The sequence below is a fragment of the Actimicrobium antarcticum genome (genome assembly GCF_039536745.1).
Taxonomy (GTDB): domain Bacteria; phylum Pseudomonadota; class Gammaproteobacteria; order Burkholderiales; family Burkholderiaceae_D; genus Actimicrobium; species Actimicrobium antarcticum.
On sequence record NZ_BAAAZE010000001.1, the window covers coordinates 192,669 to 207,766 of the forward strand.

General features: G+C 53.9%; 12 protein-coding genes and 2 pseudogenes. 6 read left to right on the forward strand and 8 right to left on the reverse strand.

The window, feature by feature from the left end:
- Positions 1-33: 33 nt before the first annotated feature.
- From ABD720_RS00845 to ABD720_RS00855, 3 genes are all read right to left on the reverse strand, one after another.
- Positions 34-357 (reverse strand): hypothetical protein, encoded by a 324-nt coding sequence (locus tag ABD720_RS00845; RefSeq protein WP_344761312.1) that lies wholly within the window; start codon positions 355-357, stop codon positions 34-36.
- A gap of 334 nt (positions 358-691) precedes the next feature.
- On the reverse strand, positions 692-1,045 hold the full coding sequence (locus tag ABD720_RS00850) for a copper-binding protein (protein ID WP_344761313.1): 354 nt from the start codon (positions 1,043-1,045) through the stop codon (positions 692-694).
- 110 nt (positions 1,046-1,155) lie between these two features.
- The gene (locus ABD720_RS00855) at positions 1,156-1,668 is read right to left on the reverse strand and encodes a cupredoxin domain-containing protein (RefSeq protein WP_344761314.1); all 513 of its coding nucleotides are present in this window, start codon (positions 1,666-1,668) and stop codon (positions 1,156-1,158) included.
- Between the two features lie 278 nt (positions 1,669-1,946).
- Here ABD720_RS00855 and ABD720_RS00860 point away from each other — a divergent pair, with 278 nt between their 5' ends.
- From ABD720_RS00860 to ABD720_RS19270, 3 genes and pseudogenes are all read left to right on the forward strand, one after another.
- Positions 1,947-2,618, forward strand: a complete 672-nt coding sequence (locus ABD720_RS00860; protein WP_344761413.1) for a heavy metal response regulator transcription factor — start codon at positions 1,947-1,949, stop codon at positions 2,616-2,618.
- Complete coding sequence (locus ABD720_RS00865) at positions 2,618-4,033, forward strand: heavy metal sensor histidine kinase (protein ID WP_344761315.1); 1,416 nt, start codon at positions 2,618-2,620, stop codon at positions 4,031-4,033. Before ABD720_RS00860 ends, ABD720_RS00865 begins: the two co-directional genes overlap by 1 nt.
- 99 nt (positions 4,034-4,132) lie before the next feature.
- Positions 4,133-4,231 (forward strand): annotated as a pseudogene (locus tag ABD720_RS19270) (IS5/IS1182 family transposase); the annotation flags it as partial.
- Positions 4,232-4,986: 755 nt separating this feature from the next.
- On the opposite strand, the gene ABD720_RS00875 reads toward ABD720_RS19270, so the two are convergent.
- Positions 4,987-6,618, reverse strand: coding sequence for a diguanylate cyclase domain-containing protein (locus tag ABD720_RS00875; protein WP_344761317.1), 1,632 nt, complete (start codon positions 6,616-6,618; stop codon positions 4,987-4,989).
- A 633-nt stretch (positions 6,619-7,251) separates the two neighbouring features.
- Between ABD720_RS00875 and ABD720_RS00880 the strand changes: the two genes are divergently transcribed.
- Complete coding sequence (locus tag ABD720_RS00880; protein WP_344761318.1) at positions 7,252-7,728, forward strand: LexA family protein; 477 nt, start codon at positions 7,252-7,254, stop codon at positions 7,726-7,728.
- Positions 7,721-9,034: a Y-family DNA polymerase gene (locus tag ABD720_RS00885; protein WP_344761319.1), complete on the forward strand. Its 1,314-nt coding sequence runs from the start codon at positions 7,721-7,723 to the stop codon at positions 9,032-9,034. The genes ABD720_RS00880 and ABD720_RS00885 overlap by 8 nt, the downstream gene beginning before the upstream one ends.
- Before the next feature lie 72 nt (positions 9,035-9,106).
- Here ABD720_RS00885 and ABD720_RS00890 read toward each other — a convergent pair whose 3' ends face one another.
- Positions 9,107-9,379, reverse strand: a complete 273-nt coding sequence (locus ABD720_RS00890; RefSeq protein ID WP_344761320.1) for a hypothetical protein — start codon at positions 9,377-9,379, stop codon at positions 9,107-9,109.
- A 298-nt stretch (positions 9,380-9,677) separates the two neighbouring features.
- Between ABD720_RS00890 and ABD720_RS00895 the strand changes: the two are divergent.
- Positions 9,678-10,523 (forward strand): annotated as a pseudogene (locus ABD720_RS00895) (IS3 family transposase); the annotation flags it as partial.
- A gap of 202 nt (positions 10,524-10,725) precedes the next feature.
- On the opposite strand, the gene ABD720_RS00900 reads toward ABD720_RS00895, so the two are convergent.
- From ABD720_RS00900 to ABD720_RS00910, 3 genes are all read right to left on the reverse strand, one after another.
- Positions 10,726-11,529: a tyrosine-type recombinase/integrase gene (locus tag ABD720_RS00900; protein ID WP_344761321.1), complete on the reverse strand. Its 804-nt coding sequence runs from the start codon at positions 11,527-11,529 to the stop codon at positions 10,726-10,728.
- An 889-nt stretch (positions 11,530-12,418) separates the two neighbouring features.
- Positions 12,419-13,801: a glycerophosphodiester phosphodiesterase family protein gene (locus ABD720_RS00905; RefSeq protein ID WP_344761322.1), complete on the reverse strand. Its 1,383-nt coding sequence runs from the start codon at positions 13,799-13,801 to the stop codon at positions 12,419-12,421.
- Between the two features lie 237 nt (positions 13,802-14,038).
- Positions 14,039-15,046, reverse strand: a complete 1,008-nt coding sequence (locus ABD720_RS00910) for an inorganic phosphate transporter (protein ID WP_344761323.1) — start codon at positions 15,044-15,046, stop codon at positions 14,039-14,041.
- Between the last annotated feature and the right edge of the window lie 52 nt (positions 15,047-15,098).

The window sequence follows — 15,098 nt, forward strand, 5'->3', positions numbered from 1 at the left end:
CTGGTCAAGAAGCGCGATCTTAAGCTTTGGCGCTCAGCCGCCGATATACAGGGCGCTGGAAGCCGAATGTGCCGCCTGAACCGCTTCAGCGTGGACTTCGGCACGGGAACGGACGCTGCTAGTGACTGTTTTTGGATACATCGGTTCGTCACCACTCTTAATTTCGCCGCGGCGAGCCGCTGCAATGGTTGCGTTTTGGACTTGCTCGCGCGTTAGGCTCGACTTTGATTGGCGTACATGTTCCTGCCAGTTGCTGCCCTCGTCGCCGATCCATTTGTCGTTTGCAAAGGCGCCTGATGCGGTCGTCAACACAAACGCACTAAGTAATCCTGTAGAAATATATTTGGTGATATTCATTGTATTCTCCGTCATGTTTAACTTCGGTGGCGTCCGGCAAAGCGATTTGTTTGTCGAACCATGGGAGTTAGTTTAGACAGCGGAGGCGCTCAGGAAGATGGCCGTCAGATTACAAAAATGTAATGGATTTTACGTCTGGAGATTCACAGCGGTTCTGACATTATCTGCGACTGGTCCCGGATGAAATGCCGGTGCTGTGGACGCCGCCAGGTGGAGTTCACAGGCGCAGTTGAGTTGGCACGGGTCATCGATCGGACAGGAATTCCGGCGGTCTGCTTACTTGAGCAGAGTGAGCCGCGATGCGCGCCCGTTTTGGTCGGGCGCGATCGCTGAATTATTTTGCGGGCTGTATCGTGGTTACGGTGAGTGCACCACCGACCTTTTCGGCGACAAATTTGACCTTGTCCCCACTCTTGACCGTATCGAGCATCGCGCTGTCTTTGACCCGGAACACCATCGTCATCCCTGGCATGTCCAAATTAGCAAGCGGTCCATGTTTGATCGTGATTTTACCCGCCTCTATATCGACCTTTTTCACTTCGCCATCGGACATGGCGTCGTTGGACGCAACAGTCGCGACTGCAGCAGCAGGCGCCGTTTTGACGGTCGAATTATCGGCTGCGAATGCTGCAAGCGGAAGTGCAGCGACGACGACAAGTGAAGCGATAAGTTTGTTGAGTTTTTTCATATGAACTCCTGTAAAAGTTTGAGAACGGATGCGACAGACATGACGACTGAACATTTCAGAGCTTGGGCCGAACGCCGGCAATTCCAGCTTTCGGGGCAGACTGTTACACGTTACTTGACAGCGATTTTGCCGCGCATGCCGGCCTCAAAATGACCAGGTTGCAGACATGCAAAATCTAATGTGCCAGCTTTTGTGAATTTCCACACCAGCTCACCCGTCTTGCCTGGCTCAACTGAAACCTGATTGGGATCGAGGTGTTCCATCCCCGGGAATTTGACCATCAGGGCGGCGTGTTTCTTGAGCTCGGCGATGGACCCAAGAACCATCTCGTGCTTGATTTTTCCGCTGTTCCTGACCACAAACTTGATGGTCTCACCACGCTTGATCGACATCGAAGCCGATGTGAATCGCATGGCGTCGTTCATGTCGACTTCCATCGTCCGTGTCGCTTCTGCAGGGTTGCCGGACTCGCCGAGTGCCGCTGCGTGATCGTTCTCATCACTTGCTTTGCTGCCCGAGTGCTCGTGGCCATCCTTGTGGTGTTTTTCGCCGGAATGCGCCATCACGCTTCCCGACAAGAGCCCAAAAAATAAGGCGGATGCAACCAGAATCGATTTCGTCATGTTCATATTCTCCAAAAATCACTGAGGACAAAAAGTCATCTTGTTTCCAGTTCACTGGTGAACCGATTGCAAAAGGGTTTGCATGGACTGAAGTAGCGACTTACCCAGGCGCGACGATGCAGTACCGGGTATGTCCGGTGGCACGATGAATAAAATTCTGCACATCATGCTACCGCGCCAATTCTGACAAGCCGGTGTTCCCGACATTACAAATTTGTAATGTCGGGGACATCGGAAATCCGGCGACAATGGCGGTTTAAATGCACTTGGAATTTTTTATGCGGTTACTCATTGTCGAGGACGAACCCAAGGCCGGTGACTACCTGCGAAAGGGATTGATGGAATCGGGGTTCGTCACGGACCTTGCGCGGACGGGGCCTGACGGACTCAATCTTGCAATTGAGCAGAACTACGATCTGATCCTGCTAGATGTGATGTTGCCCGGGATCGACGGATGGGAAGTGCTGCGTCAGTTGCGTGAAAAAAAAGAAACGCCGGTCCTGTTTCTTACTTCGCGCGATGAAGTCTCTGACCGCGTCAAAGGCCTCGAGCTGGGTGCCGACGATTATCTGATCAAACCCTTCGCGTTCATGGAGTTGCTGGCGCGCGTACGGACTTTGCTCAGACGCAGCCCTCTGCGAGAGGCCGACACGATGTCAGTCGGCGAACTGGAAATCGACGTACTCAAGCGTCGCGTGATACGGCAAGGCGAGCGGATCGAACTGACGGCGAAAGAGTTTGCCTTGCTCCATCTTCTGGTACGAAGAAAAGGCGAGGTTCTGTCGCGGTCACTGATCGCATCCCAGGTGTGGGATATGAATTTTGATTCTGACACCAATGTCGTCGACGTCGCCATGCGCCGTCTGCGCGCCAAGGTGGATGACCGATTCGATAAAAAACTGGTGCACACGGTGCGCGGCATGGGCTACGTATTTGAAGAGCGCGACTAATGCGTAACCGAAGCATCTCGATCACGAGCCGGCTGGCGATATTGTTTGCCTCTGTCACCATGGTGACGTTCGCCGCTGTTGGCATCTATCTATACGACGTGCTTGCCCAGCAGTTGGAGCGCGGGGACGACGTGGAACTGATCGGTAAAACCAGTCTGGTGCGGCACTTGCTATTGGAGGCCGGATCGATCGCTGCGATCGGAGGCGAGCCACATCCGTTTGTGGATGCGGTGTTCGGACACGAGGGCTTGATACTGTCGCTCAAGGACAAGGATGGCCGGCTACTGGTGATGAGCCGGCAACCGTCAAAAGAGATTCCTGAAATGATACCGGTGCCCGCATCGCGTAATGCCGAAGCGTCTGACGTGCATGACTGGAGGACTGCGGTCGGTACCGGGAGGTTCGTCAGTATTCTTGGTGCCGTTGGTGATCCAGGTCATACGCCGGTGACGATCACGATTGCGCGCGAGGGTTCTGACCGTTCGGCGATGTTAGCCGAGTATGCGGAGAACCTGTTTTTTGCCGTAATGGCCGGCAGCACGCTGGCTGCCGTGCTGGGGTTTTTTATTGTTCGCGTCGGCATGCGACCGCTACGGCAAGTCATTATCAAAGCTAACGAAATCAGTACCCACCAACTCAACACACGACTGTCGACTGACGATACGCCGCTCGAATTGCGCGAGCTGGGATTGGCGTTCAATGCGATGCTGAATCGTCTCGAGGACGGCGTGCGACGTCTGTCGCAATTTGCCGCCGATATCGCCCACGATCTACGTACCCCCATCAACACCTTGTTGGTCGAGACGCAGGTGATCCTGTCCGGTCTGCGTACACCCGATGAATACCAGGCAGTGCTGGTGTCGAATATCGAGGAATATGAACGGCTCGCCCGCCTCGTTGAAAACACGCTTTTTCTGGCGCGGGCGGACAACGCGCAACTCGCCTTGCGGCCCGAAGTGCTGGATATGCCGACTGAGCTGGGCAAGATTTGTGACTATTTCGAAGGGATTGCCGACGAAGCGGATGTGCGACTAGATGTCGCATCGAATGACGTGCAACTGCAGGCTGATCGGGTGCTATTTCGGCGTGCCGTCAGCAATCTGGTATCGAATGCGATTTCCCATTCCCCGCGTGGTTCAGCGATCAACATTCGTGCGGTTTGGCGTAGGGAGTACGTCGAGATTTCAGTCAGCAACAACGGGTCGCCAATACCGGCGGTGCATCTGCCGCACATTTTTGAACGGTTTTATCGCGTAGATCCCGCTCGTTCCTTTTCTACACATTCGTCTGGTCTGGGCCTTGCGATCGTGCGGGCAATCATGGTTCTTCATGGTGGAGATGCCCTGGTCGAAAGCAAGCCCGGAGCCAGTACCGTGTTTCGGCTGCGTTTCATGATTTCTCCCGATACGCCATGATCAAGTCGGACCCTATTCCAGCTCTAAATTAAAGTCCGCAGCCAGACGATCAAGAATGTCAACGAAAAGCGACCTCTGCGCGCCATTCTCGACGAACAGGAACATGCCAAAGCGAGTATCCGGGTAAAGGTTATGCATCCGTTTCATTTGGTCAAAAATCTCTTTCGTCAACGCAAAAAACAAGCTGTTGAACTGGCAGGCCCCTGCTCCGTCTGTAGTGTAAAAACAGGATGAAACGGACATCTTTTATTCGTTTCTTAGCCCGTATCATCGGCTTTTCATCCACTTTTTCGAGAATAAAATCTGCTGGTGGTGCAATAAGCCAGTTGTATTCTTGGATTTGGATTTATTCAGCGGTTCCCTTAGTCGATAGCTCAAAGGTCACAATAATCAGCATGCGAGTCTTTACTCATTCACCGTTTTGATCCCACGCACTGCCTCAAGACCGACCGTCCCCTTGAACTCCGCGCTGTGCACTTTCCGCTTCTTTATTTCCGCCATTCGCCGCTACCTTCATGTGAGGAACATAGCTTAAAGCGCTGTCTCAAATCATGGGTCGACAAATATCTATGTGATTCTTTAAAAAATAGCCGGGTTGTCCCGGCTATTTTACGTCTGCAAATAACAAAAATCATTTGGGGACGAACTGCGTCGTGGAATCGTCATTCTTAGAAAGATCATTCCACGGCTCCCATTCCTCGACGAATCGGTCGGCATTCCTGACAATGGCGGACTGACGGACTGACGGTCTTTCGCGACCGCGCCGGGACTGTGCCGAATTACTACCTCGATCACGTCCTGCGGCGATTGGCGATTTTCGCCAATACTCCGCTCTATCGTCTTTCGACCCTAGGAGGACCTTCAATACGCTTACCGGCACATCGAGAAGCTTTGGCCAATGCAGTATTGAAGCCGCCTTAATGTTTTATCGGCGAAGCTTGGCGATATAGTGCTCACGCCACCACTCGACGAGAGACGGTGTCGGTCATGTCCACGAAATAACAACCACGCCCGTTTTGCTTCGACCGGTACAAAGCGGCATCTGCACGCAGTATGAAGTCCGCCATCGGTATGCTTTCTGTGAGGCCGGCGCAGATGCCAATGCTGGCTCCGACCTGTAATTCATGGCGCTCGATAGTCATAGGCGAAGCCATCGCATCAACAATCTTGCGCCCCAGTGCATCAGAGTCGCTATGATCGGTAAATGTTTCGAAGATCACGGTGAACTCGTCGCCCGCGATGCGCACGACTGTGTCGGTTATCCTGACCGCACTACGTAGACGGCGGGCAAATTCGATCAGTACAAGGTCGCCGGCGGCGTGGCCAAGGGAATCATTGATCGCTTTGAAATGGTCGATGTCGATGTAAGCAACCGCCAGCATACCCTTGCTGCGCTCCGCCCGGGCGTAGGCAAGTATCATGGCGGAGTCGAACATTCGGCGGTTCGACAATCCGGTTAGTGGATCTGTCATCGCAAGCATCTCCAACGCGGCTTCAGCTGATGCGCGTTTTTTCGATACTTCGAAAAAGGCGCGGCTTAAGTTTCCGAACTCGTCTTGACGCTGTACGTTGAACGCCTCGATGTCGCCGCTGTCATCGGAAAGGTTGGCGACGTGCCGCTGAAGCGCGGAGAGGGGGCGAAGAAGGCGGGCTACGCCGAGCCATCCCATAACGCCCGCAAACACCGCTACAGCGAGTGCGGTTGCGAACGCTTGACCGCGGACCTGGTCAAATGGTTCGAATGCTTCATTGACCGGATATACAGAAGCGATAATCCAATCATTCGTACGGGTGCGGCGATAAGTTAACAAGGCTTCGACGCCGGATTTCGTCATTCCTTGCGTCCAGCCCTCGAAGCCGCCAAGTGCATTAGCAGTGGACTCCGTGGCCCCTCCCTGCTCACGATCGACGCGCCTCAAAATGCGATTTGTATCTGGATGGAGGATGATTGTTCCGTCGCCAGCTAGCAGCCATATATACCCAGTTTTGCCAGGGTGAAGCGCCTGCAGCTGCCCAAATATACGCGTACTTGACAGATCAAGCGAGCCGGCAAGTATAAAACGCAGACGACCGGAAGCATCGATAACTGGCTGTGTCATCAGAACGACCGGTTTTCCAGTTAATTTACTTTTAAATGGGGCCGATACCACGCCCTCATGGTACGACACCGTATCCCGGAAATAGTCTCGTTCGCTGACGTTGACCGTGTCACCAGATTTGATTGCGTTAACGCTGGCGATAATGTTTCCGCTCGGGTCTATCGCGATAACGTTTGAAAAGGCTTCGCGCAAACCAGTTCGGCTGGAAATGAACTGCTGGGCGCGCGACGTATCTGCGATTACGTCGGCGGGGATTTCCTCAGCAATCGACTGAAGCAAGACCTTTCTGCCATCAATATCCCGGTCGATATAGGCAGCCGCTCCAGTCAAAGTGGCATACTGCTCAGCACCTAAAATGTCGCGCATTTTCCCTCGAGCCAGCACCAAGGAAGTAGCAGTGATGACGACAATGGACAACAGTACCAATGTCGCACCGACAATGGCGATACGCGTCTTTAGACTGGTGAACTTTCTAATCGAACTCATCGTCTACATTGGCCCAATTTATTTGTGACATGCCTCAATCTAGGACCGCCGTGTAGCAACGGCGTCTCGTTTTACCTCACCAGAATACCAACTGATAAGCGCCGGTAACAGCGCAAACTTGGTTGTTGTAACCCGGCAGCGCTAAAAGCGCACTGGATCTTTTGACTGAATGCGTACGCAGGTCACGTGAAGTCAGCTTGTGCGCCAACTGGCCGCTTCTGGCCGACAGCAGTTTACCACTTAGGCGTTTGCTTTTTACGATGGACGACTGCGCGTGGAAATCAGCCGTCCCGACGAGGACGACGGCAATACGCCCGCCTCTCGCTAAGTGACGTGGTTACGCCAATGACTGAAAAAATGCATTGGCTTTAATCGGTGCCGCCACCAACACCCCCTCCCCCGCAGCTTCAACCATTCATGCTTCCCGAGGCAGTTGATGCACCTGCATTGATCGCCATCCGGCGATTCTTTGCGCAGGGTCGTCATGGCGTGATCAGCATCAAGGGTCAGTGTGGCACCAGGGGTGCGCGGCTTGCAATCCTTCAACAACTGTTCAGTGGAAACAAAACACCCAACATGGTTGCGACTCGATATACACTGTATATAAACACAGTATATTGATGGAAACTTGCGATGCCCACCCTTCTCACCCTGCCCGATCTGTCGCTGACAACAGACGCAGCCTGCTGCCTTATTCCCGTGAGCACCTGCGCGCCCGTTTGCCTGCGCCCGCTGTTTGGCCAGCGCGTCTCCGCCGGCGTCCCCTCCCCGGCCGAGGAATACCTCGAAAAGGGCCTCGACCTCAACACCTACCTGGTACGCAACAAAACGGCAACGTTCTACTTCCGCGTCCAGGGCGACAGCATGGTCGGCGCGCGCATTTTTGACGGTGACATGGTGGTGGTCGACCGCTCGATCTCTCCCAAACATCGCAACATCGTGCTAGCGGTGGTCAATGCCGATTACACGATCAAGCGCCTGCACAAACGTGCTGGCGTCATTGAGCTCCGAGCAGAAAATCCGCGCTATGCGCCGATCCAGTTTGGCGATGGCGAGACGCTGGAAATCTGGGGCGTCGTGGTCGGCGTGGTGTGCCGTTTCGATGCCTGATCCGGAACTATCGGCGACCACCAGGCTCTTCGCGCTGGTCGATGTCAACAACTGCTACGTCAGTTGCGAGCGGGTCTTCAATCCCTCGCTGGAGGGAAAGCCCGTTGTCATTCTCTCGAACAATGACGGATGCGCCGTCGCCCGTTCGGCAGAGGTGAAGGCGCTGGGCGTCAAGATGGGCGAACCCTGGTTCAAGCTCAAGGACCTGGCGAAGCAGCACGGCATCATCGCCCTGAGCAGCAATTACGCCCTCTACGGCGACATGAGCAACCGGATCATGACCGTCCTGCGCGATTTCAGCCCCGATGTGGAGGTCTACAGCATCGATGAATCCTTCCTCGGACTCAACGGCCTGGGGAGCCTGTGGGACTCGCCGACGGCCATGGGCCAATCGATCCGGCAGCGCATCAGGCAATGGGTCGGTGTGCCAGTGTGCGTCGGTATCGGCAACAGCAAAACGCTCGCGAAACTGGCCAACCACATTGCGAAGAAACGACCGGACTTCGATAGCGTCTGCGACCTGTCCTCGATGACCAGGCAGGAGCGCGACGCCCTTTTTTCAACAATCGATGTCGGCGAGGTCTGGGGCATAGGAAGGCGACTTTCCGAGCACTTGAGAGCGTCCGGCATCGACACGGTGGCACAACTGCGCGATGCGTCGCCGGCATGGCTGCGCTCACGCTTCGGCGTTGTCATCGAACGTACCGTCAACGAACTCAACGGACTCTCGTGCCTTGCCCTCGAAGAGGTCGCGCCGGCGAAAAAACAGATCATTGCCTCCAGATCGTTTGGGCAGCCCGTACTCACCATCGACGAACTCGGGGAATCGGTCTCGAACTACATGACGCGCGCAGCTGAAAAATTGCGCCGCCAGAATGGCGTCTGCGAAGCGATTCAGGTATTCGTGCAGACAAACCCCTTCAAGGCATCGGATCGGCAGTACAGCAACGGTGTCGTGGTACCGCTCCCCAATGCCTCGTGCGACACCAGATTACTCATCCGCGCAGCGCTGTTCGGACTGGCACAGATCTACCGGCCAGGGTACTACTACAAAAAAGCCGGCGTGATCCTGCAGGGTATCTCTGGCGCCTGCGCACAGCAGCAATCGCTGTTCACCACGTACGGCGACGGTGCCGCCTCGGAGGCCATGATGCGCACGCTCGACAGCCTTAATCAGCGATTTGGCAAGGGCGCGGTCAGCATCGCGTCGGCCGGCACCCGCAACGACTGGGCCATGAAGCGCGAAAGGAAGACGCCCGATTACACGACCAATTGGAACGAATTGCCAGTCGCAAGGGCGAACTGACGCGGCAAAGTTGGTGTGGCAGTGCTTGTGCCTTGTCATTTTTTTTCGGCGCACATCCGACTGCCATGCCGACTACCAGTGAGGTGGTTTTAAATTTGACTTTTTGCTGATCGGCACTTTGGCGGGCAGTTGCGCCGCATGCAGTTGCTTGTCAGTCAGATGTGCCAAGGTCCAATCGGCCAACTTGGTGAGGGATCCCCTGGCGCGCCGGTGCGAGCCAGTTCCCGGCGCAGGTGGATGGATCGGCATCACGAAGCCAATCATAGTGTGCGGAAAGTCCTGGCGAATGGCAGCAAGCGCAGGTTCGGCATCACTGTCGTTCGAGACCATAATGCGGTCGCCCATATGTCATAAAAGACGTGACAAAGACAATGAGAATGTAGCTGTTGTCACTCCCTTCGCCCACTGAATGCAGAACTGACACGCGATGAATCGGATGCTGGCATCGTAAGTCATGTTGCACGAAGCTGACGAAAGTGTTGGCGCGCTCAACATTGCTTCACCTGTCCGGCAGGGTAAGCGATGAACAGCACGTGATCCTCAACAGTCATTCGCTGATCGGCGAATTTGATACCTTCTGATAAGTACTTTGCTTTAGGCAACTAGCCATATAAATGCGAAGAATGTGTGTGTCAGCAGGCACGCACTGAAGCAAATCTATACGCTATCAGAACTCGAGATCAAACTTGGCTTTGCCCGCAGCTCTTGTTTTTATCACCGAGTCTGTCTCCGAAAGCCTGATAAATATGCAGCTGAGCTCCTTGCCATCAAAGATGTCTTCGATAGTAATCATCGTTGCTACGGATATCGGCGGATGCGGGCGGCGCTTGGCAAGCAACAGGTGTGTGTCTCTGAAAAAGTCGTGCAGCGCTTGATGAAGCAGGAATGCCTGATCGTTGCCGCTACCATGAGGCGTCGGTACGGATCCTACCTTGGAGAAATCAGTCCTGCACCAGAGAATCTTATCAACCGCGAATTTCAGGCTTCGGCCCCGAATGAGAAGTGGCTCACCGACATCACGGAATTCCATATTCCAGCTGGGAAAGTGTATCTATCACCCATGATCGACTGCTTCGATGGCCTGGTTGTCAGTTGGACGATCGGCACGCGTCCAGACGCCGAACTGGTGAACACGATGTTGGATGCGGCCATCGAGACGGTGGCCAACGGCGGTGCTCGGCCTGTCGTTCACTCCGATCGTGGCGCCCACTATCGATGGCCTGGGTGGCTCTCACGGATGAACAACGCGACGCTGATTCATTCGATGTCGCGCAAGGGGTGCTCACCTGACAATGCGGCATGTGAAGGCTTCTTTGGACGACTGAAAACAGAGTTGTTCTATCCTCGGAAATGGACTGCCATCACTGTTGAGCAGTTCATCCAGATAGTCAATTCCTACATCCATTGGTATAACGAAAAGCGTATCAAGATTTCTATTGGCTCACTCAGTCCCCGAGAATATCGGGAGAGCCTTGGCATCGCAGCATAAACCAGTCCAACTTTTGCGCCGCACCCCCCAGCCGGACATTTGAATTTGAATTTGGGTTTGACATTGACATTGACATTGATATGACATTTGGTTGTAGGGTCTTTCAGTCACTGCACTGACCATCGAGGGATACAGCCGAACGCATCACAGCGCTCGCCTGCCTACATCGGATCGACAATTGGTTCGCAAGCACGTTCTTGATTCACGACCGCACTGCGACCTTCTTCTTGAGCGCTGCTGCCTCCTGATAATACAAAGTCGAGCGTTCCTGGCGATGTCCCATCAACTCGCCAACCAGTTCGGTCGACCCGGTTTCCTCCAGCTCGCGCACCGCAAATGCATTACGCAAAGTTCGACCACCCCAGCGTTCCGCATTGATTCCCGCTCGCTTGAAGGTCGCCTTGACCTGACGATAGACGGTCGCCAGGTCCAGTGGTGCATTGATGCCGCGTTTTGCCGGAAACAGCAACTGGCTGGCATCTTTGTCCGAGCGTCGTACTGCCAGCCAATCGGTGACTTCGGTTACCGCAAATGGCCGCAACTGCGATCGATGGTCACGCGTCGTGTGGTTGGCTGCGCCTGAGTCGAGGCTCACCGGCAAGCTGCCGGTGGTATCGACATTACCAATCTGGTTCATGCGCAGCGTCAGCACTTCCGACACTTTCAAGCCGGCGCCCAACATCAGCGCCTGCATCGCCCTGCTGCGCTGCCCCTTCCAGCGGCGCATTTCGTTGCCCTGCGTGGCTTCTGGCAATGCGGGTAGCGCCTGCATGAAGGCATGTTGGTCGGCGGGTTCCAGAATGACCTTCGGGGCATCTTGCCCGGCCAACTTGCTGCGTCGTTCGCGGTAAATATCAAAGCAGGCATGCTGTGCCGGATTGGGGCTGACTTTCATGTGCGTCAGGATACGTTCGAGCAGACGTATATACCGAATCCGGATGGCGCTATTAAGGCGCTTGACGAATACACCGTTGATCATTTCACCGTGTTCAAGAAAGTGCATCATGTCTTCAACTGTCAGGTCGAAAAGTGTTTTATGTTGCAGACCTAACCATTGCATGAACGTGCCACACATATTCAGATATATCCTGGCTGAACTGGTTGATAGCGCTTTTACTGCCTGGCGCTTTCCTCCCACTGATTTTGGTTGCCGCATACCAAGCTCGACAAATTCAGTACTACGCAAGAATGTAGCGCAAGCAATTAATGGCTGCTCGCGCCAGTCGTTAGCTTCATCGAATAATGTTTTAGACTCGTACATATAGACGCCTCATTCATTTAAATTCATAACCGTTATGTTAACCTGATTATTTTTAATATGAATAATTAATTTAGAATATTTTTAATATCGGCAGCTACCTCCGCTGCTTTTGTAGACCGGGTTTAGATTTGCCGGCATTTATCCACCTGTTCGTTAATTGCATAATTAAAATTTCGATAAATTATGCATTCAACCCCAAGAACATTGCACGTCAAAACTTTAGCGCATCGCTGCATTGAGGAAAGATTGAGTTGGCCGAAGTATTTTCGATGTCAAAAATCAATCTCTCATTGAGTATTATTCAACAGATAAATTAATCTTCAATTATGTACTCATCGCAAGATTCGACTTTTTCAGTGACCTTCTCGAATGACCAGGCCTGGCAGCAAGCGATAACTCGCAAAGGCGATTTTTCAGGGGATTTAAGTGTAGGACTATGGCTAACTGAGTAGCATCGCCATGCAATATCAGCGTTCATGTAGCCGCATAAAGAATTGGCGCAGCACTTCGCCAACCTCAGTCAAATCGGATCGGCGAACGCGATCACGGATATCTTATTAAAACCGAGTAAAGCCGAAATGCGTCCCCGCAAGAGAACGCTGGATGATGATTTAATCAGTTCGGGAATGCCAACTTAGCGCCCTGTTTCTTTGAGATAAATGACGCGTGCCGCAAACGCAGTATTCGCGAAATCTGAAAACACGCCGTCTATGCCAAGCCGGAAAAACTTCAGGTACTCCGCAATCGGATCGCCTGCGTAATTGGCAGCGAGATATTTTTTCTCGTTTCTGAATGTGTAGGCATGGACAAACAAACCCGCCTTGTGCGCGTCGGCAATGAGGCTCGTCGGGGTTTGGGTCGTCGCTTCAGCGGTCGAACCGGAGTAGATGGTACCGTCGGTGTTTTTGTCTTTGAACGGAACGACCTTGAGCGGAACGATCATCGGCTTCCATGGACCGATACCGTCGGCGTAGGTCTTGATTTCTGCCAGCCCGGCGGATGTCAGCATCGCGCTGAAATACCGCGCGTCGCCTCGTAATGTCCAGCTGTAGGGACGACCATCGACAAAGGTATAAACGTCGTTGCTGTTATAAATCATGGCACCAGTTTTAAAATCAACGTCGCTTGCGTCGATCAGTTGTACGGATTTCGTTTGCAATCCGGCTGATCGCAGGTATTTCAGACTATCCGGATCGAAACTCTGTACAAAAATGGGGGCTGTTTTGCTGTTCAGATTATTGAGTTTGAGAATATTGATGAGCGCGTCTTCTAATGGATGGCTACCTGGTTTGCCGCATCCATTGGCAATTGCCTGCGCATTATTCCAGTAAGGATTTTTCGTTTCCGGATAAATCGACAAGGTACGCCCGGTGCTAATGCTCTTCGCTTTCGCGATGTCAATGATTTCCTGAAAACTCAATACCGGGACTTTGCCATTGAGCGCCGTTGGGCGCTCGGTACGCGCGTCGTAGGTGGTTCCGCCTATGAACTGCTTCAATTCCGCCAGCGTAAAGTCAGTGATCGACCAGTCATTGGTGTGGTCCTCGCCGTCCACCACCAGCGACTTCAGCACTGAACCGGGGTCGTTCGGATTGGTCAGGTCGCTCAGGTACTGTACGGGGCCGTTTTCGGGCGCTGCCGGGTAGGCGACGTTGACCAGGACGCCGGCAACGGTGCGCTTGCGGGCAGCGACTACCGGATTGGTTTTAGCAACGTCTGCAATGTTCGTGTTGTCGCTAAGCCATGGATTGTGACGAGCCACCAGAATGCAGTCCTTGGTGAGATGCAAATCTTCTTCCAGTGAATCTGCCCCTGCGTCTGCTGCGGCTTCGTACGACGGCCGTGTCTCTTCCGGATACAAGCCCGGCAGGCCGCGATGACCTATCACCAGCGGTGCATTGGCATCCAGAGTCAGGAAGGGTGCGGGTTGACTGCTTCCGCCGCATGCGCCGAGCAGACTGGTGACGCCGATCACTGCCAGTGTTTGAAGGCGGATTCGAACAATTTTTTTGGACATTTTGAAATGTGAGCATCAAGGAAAAGCCAGACGCTATCAATCTCTTATGACGTCATTGTGACTGGATGAGCGCCGCACTACGTCATGGCTTGTTTTGCCTCCGGATTCAGGGCGGACACGCCGATCGACGCTTGCCTGGCTAGCCCCCGCGTCAAAACAGGCGACGTACCGTGCTCGGTAGGTCGCCTGTCTCTTTGCGTCGCCATGGCGATGCCGGCCTCGCTGGCCGGGTACCGGTCAAAGAATCTTGGTCCCGATCCACCATGCGATCGCGGCCATGAAGGCCGATGCAGGGATCGTGAATATCCATGCCCAGACAATATTTCCCGCAACGCCCCAGCGCACCGCCGACATCTTTTGCGCGGAGCCGACCCCGACAATTGCTCCGGTAATCGTGTGGGTCGTGGAGACCGGAATTCCGAGCGCCGTCGCCGTGAACAGCGTGATTGCACCACCTGTTTCGGCGCAGAATCCGCCGACCGGCTTGAGCTTGGTAATACGCTGGCCCATCGTCTTGACGATGCGCCAGCCGCCAAACAGCGTACCGAAACTGATCGCGCAATAACAACTGATCACGACCCACCAGGGCAGCGGATCGCTGCTGGTGGAATAGCCTGCGGCAATGAGCAGCATCCAGATGATGCCCATGGTTTTTTGCGCATCATTGCCACCGTGGCCCAGGCTGTACATGGATGCTGACACCAGCTGCAGTCGCCGAAACCATTTGTCCACTTTGCGTGGCGTCGAGCGGACGAACAGCCATGACACCAGCAACATGATGAGTGAGCCGAAGATGAATCCCAGCAGTGGCGACAGTACGATAAAGGCAATCGTCTTGAGCAGGCCCGCTTCGATCAACGCGCCAGTACCGGCTTTGGCGACCGCTGCTCCGACCAGTCCACCGATCAGCGCGTGGGACGACGACGACGGAATACCGTAATACCAGGTGATGAAATTCCAGGCAATTGCCCCCATCAACGCACCGAACACGACGTAGTGATCGATCACCGCAGGATCGATGGTGCCCTTTCCTATCGTCGTGGCGACCTTCAGCTGGAACACGAGGATGGCGACAAAATTGAAGGTGGCCGCCATCGCTACCGCCTGCTGGGGTTTCAATACGCCGGTCGACACGACCGTTGCGATGGCATTCGCAGCATCATGAAAACCATTCATGAAATCGAAAACGAGTGCCAGGGCAATCAGGAATGCGAGGGTATAAATACTGATCTGAAGGGTATGCATGAAGTCTTTTCTGAACGCGACGAATTGACGAATGGACGAAGTGCTGGCTACA

Excerpts from the sequence above, each read along its gene's own strand:
- ABD720_RS00845 (WP_344761312.1), bottom strand. The coding sequence starts at position 357 with ATGAATATCACCAAATATATTTCTACAGGATTACTTAGTGCGTTTGTG.
- ABD720_RS00850 (WP_344761313.1), bottom strand. The coding sequence starts at position 1,045 with ATGAAAAAACTCAACAAACTTATCGCTTCACTTGTCGTCGTCGCTGCA.
- ABD720_RS00855 (WP_344761314.1), bottom strand. The coding sequence starts at position 1,668 with ATGACGAAATCGATTCTGGTTGCATCCGCCTTATTTTTTGGGCTCTTG.
- ABD720_RS00860 (WP_344761413.1), top strand. The coding sequence starts at position 1,947 with ATGCGGTTACTCATTGTCGAGGACGAACCCAAGGCCGGTGACTACCTG.
- ABD720_RS00865 (WP_344761315.1), top strand. The coding sequence starts at position 2,618 with ATGCGTAACCGAAGCATCTCGATCACGAGCCGGCTGGCGATATTGTTT.
- ABD720_RS00875 (WP_344761317.1), bottom strand. The coding sequence starts at position 6,618 with ATGAGTTCGATTAGAAAGTTCACCAGTCTAAAGACGCGTATCGCCATT.
- ABD720_RS00880 (WP_344761318.1), top strand. The coding sequence starts at position 7,252 with ATGCCCACCCTTCTCACCCTGCCCGATCTGTCGCTGACAACAGACGCA.
- ABD720_RS00885 (WP_344761319.1), top strand. The coding sequence starts at position 7,721 with ATGCCTGATCCGGAACTATCGGCGACCACCAGGCTCTTCGCGCTGGTC.
- ABD720_RS00890 (WP_344761320.1), bottom strand. The coding sequence starts at position 9,379 with ATGGGCGACCGCATTATGGTCTCGAACGACAGTGATGCCGAACCTGCG.
- ABD720_RS00900 (WP_344761321.1), bottom strand. The coding sequence starts at position 11,529 with ATGATGCACTTTCTTGAACACGGTGAAATGATCAACGGTGTATTCGTC.
- ABD720_RS00905 (WP_344761322.1), bottom strand. The coding sequence starts at position 13,801 with ATGTCCAAAAAAATTGTTCGAATCCGCCTTCAAACACTGGCAGTGATC.
- ABD720_RS00910 (WP_344761323.1), bottom strand. The coding sequence starts at position 15,046 with ATGCATACCCTTCAGATCAGTATTTATACCCTCGCATTCCTGATTGCC.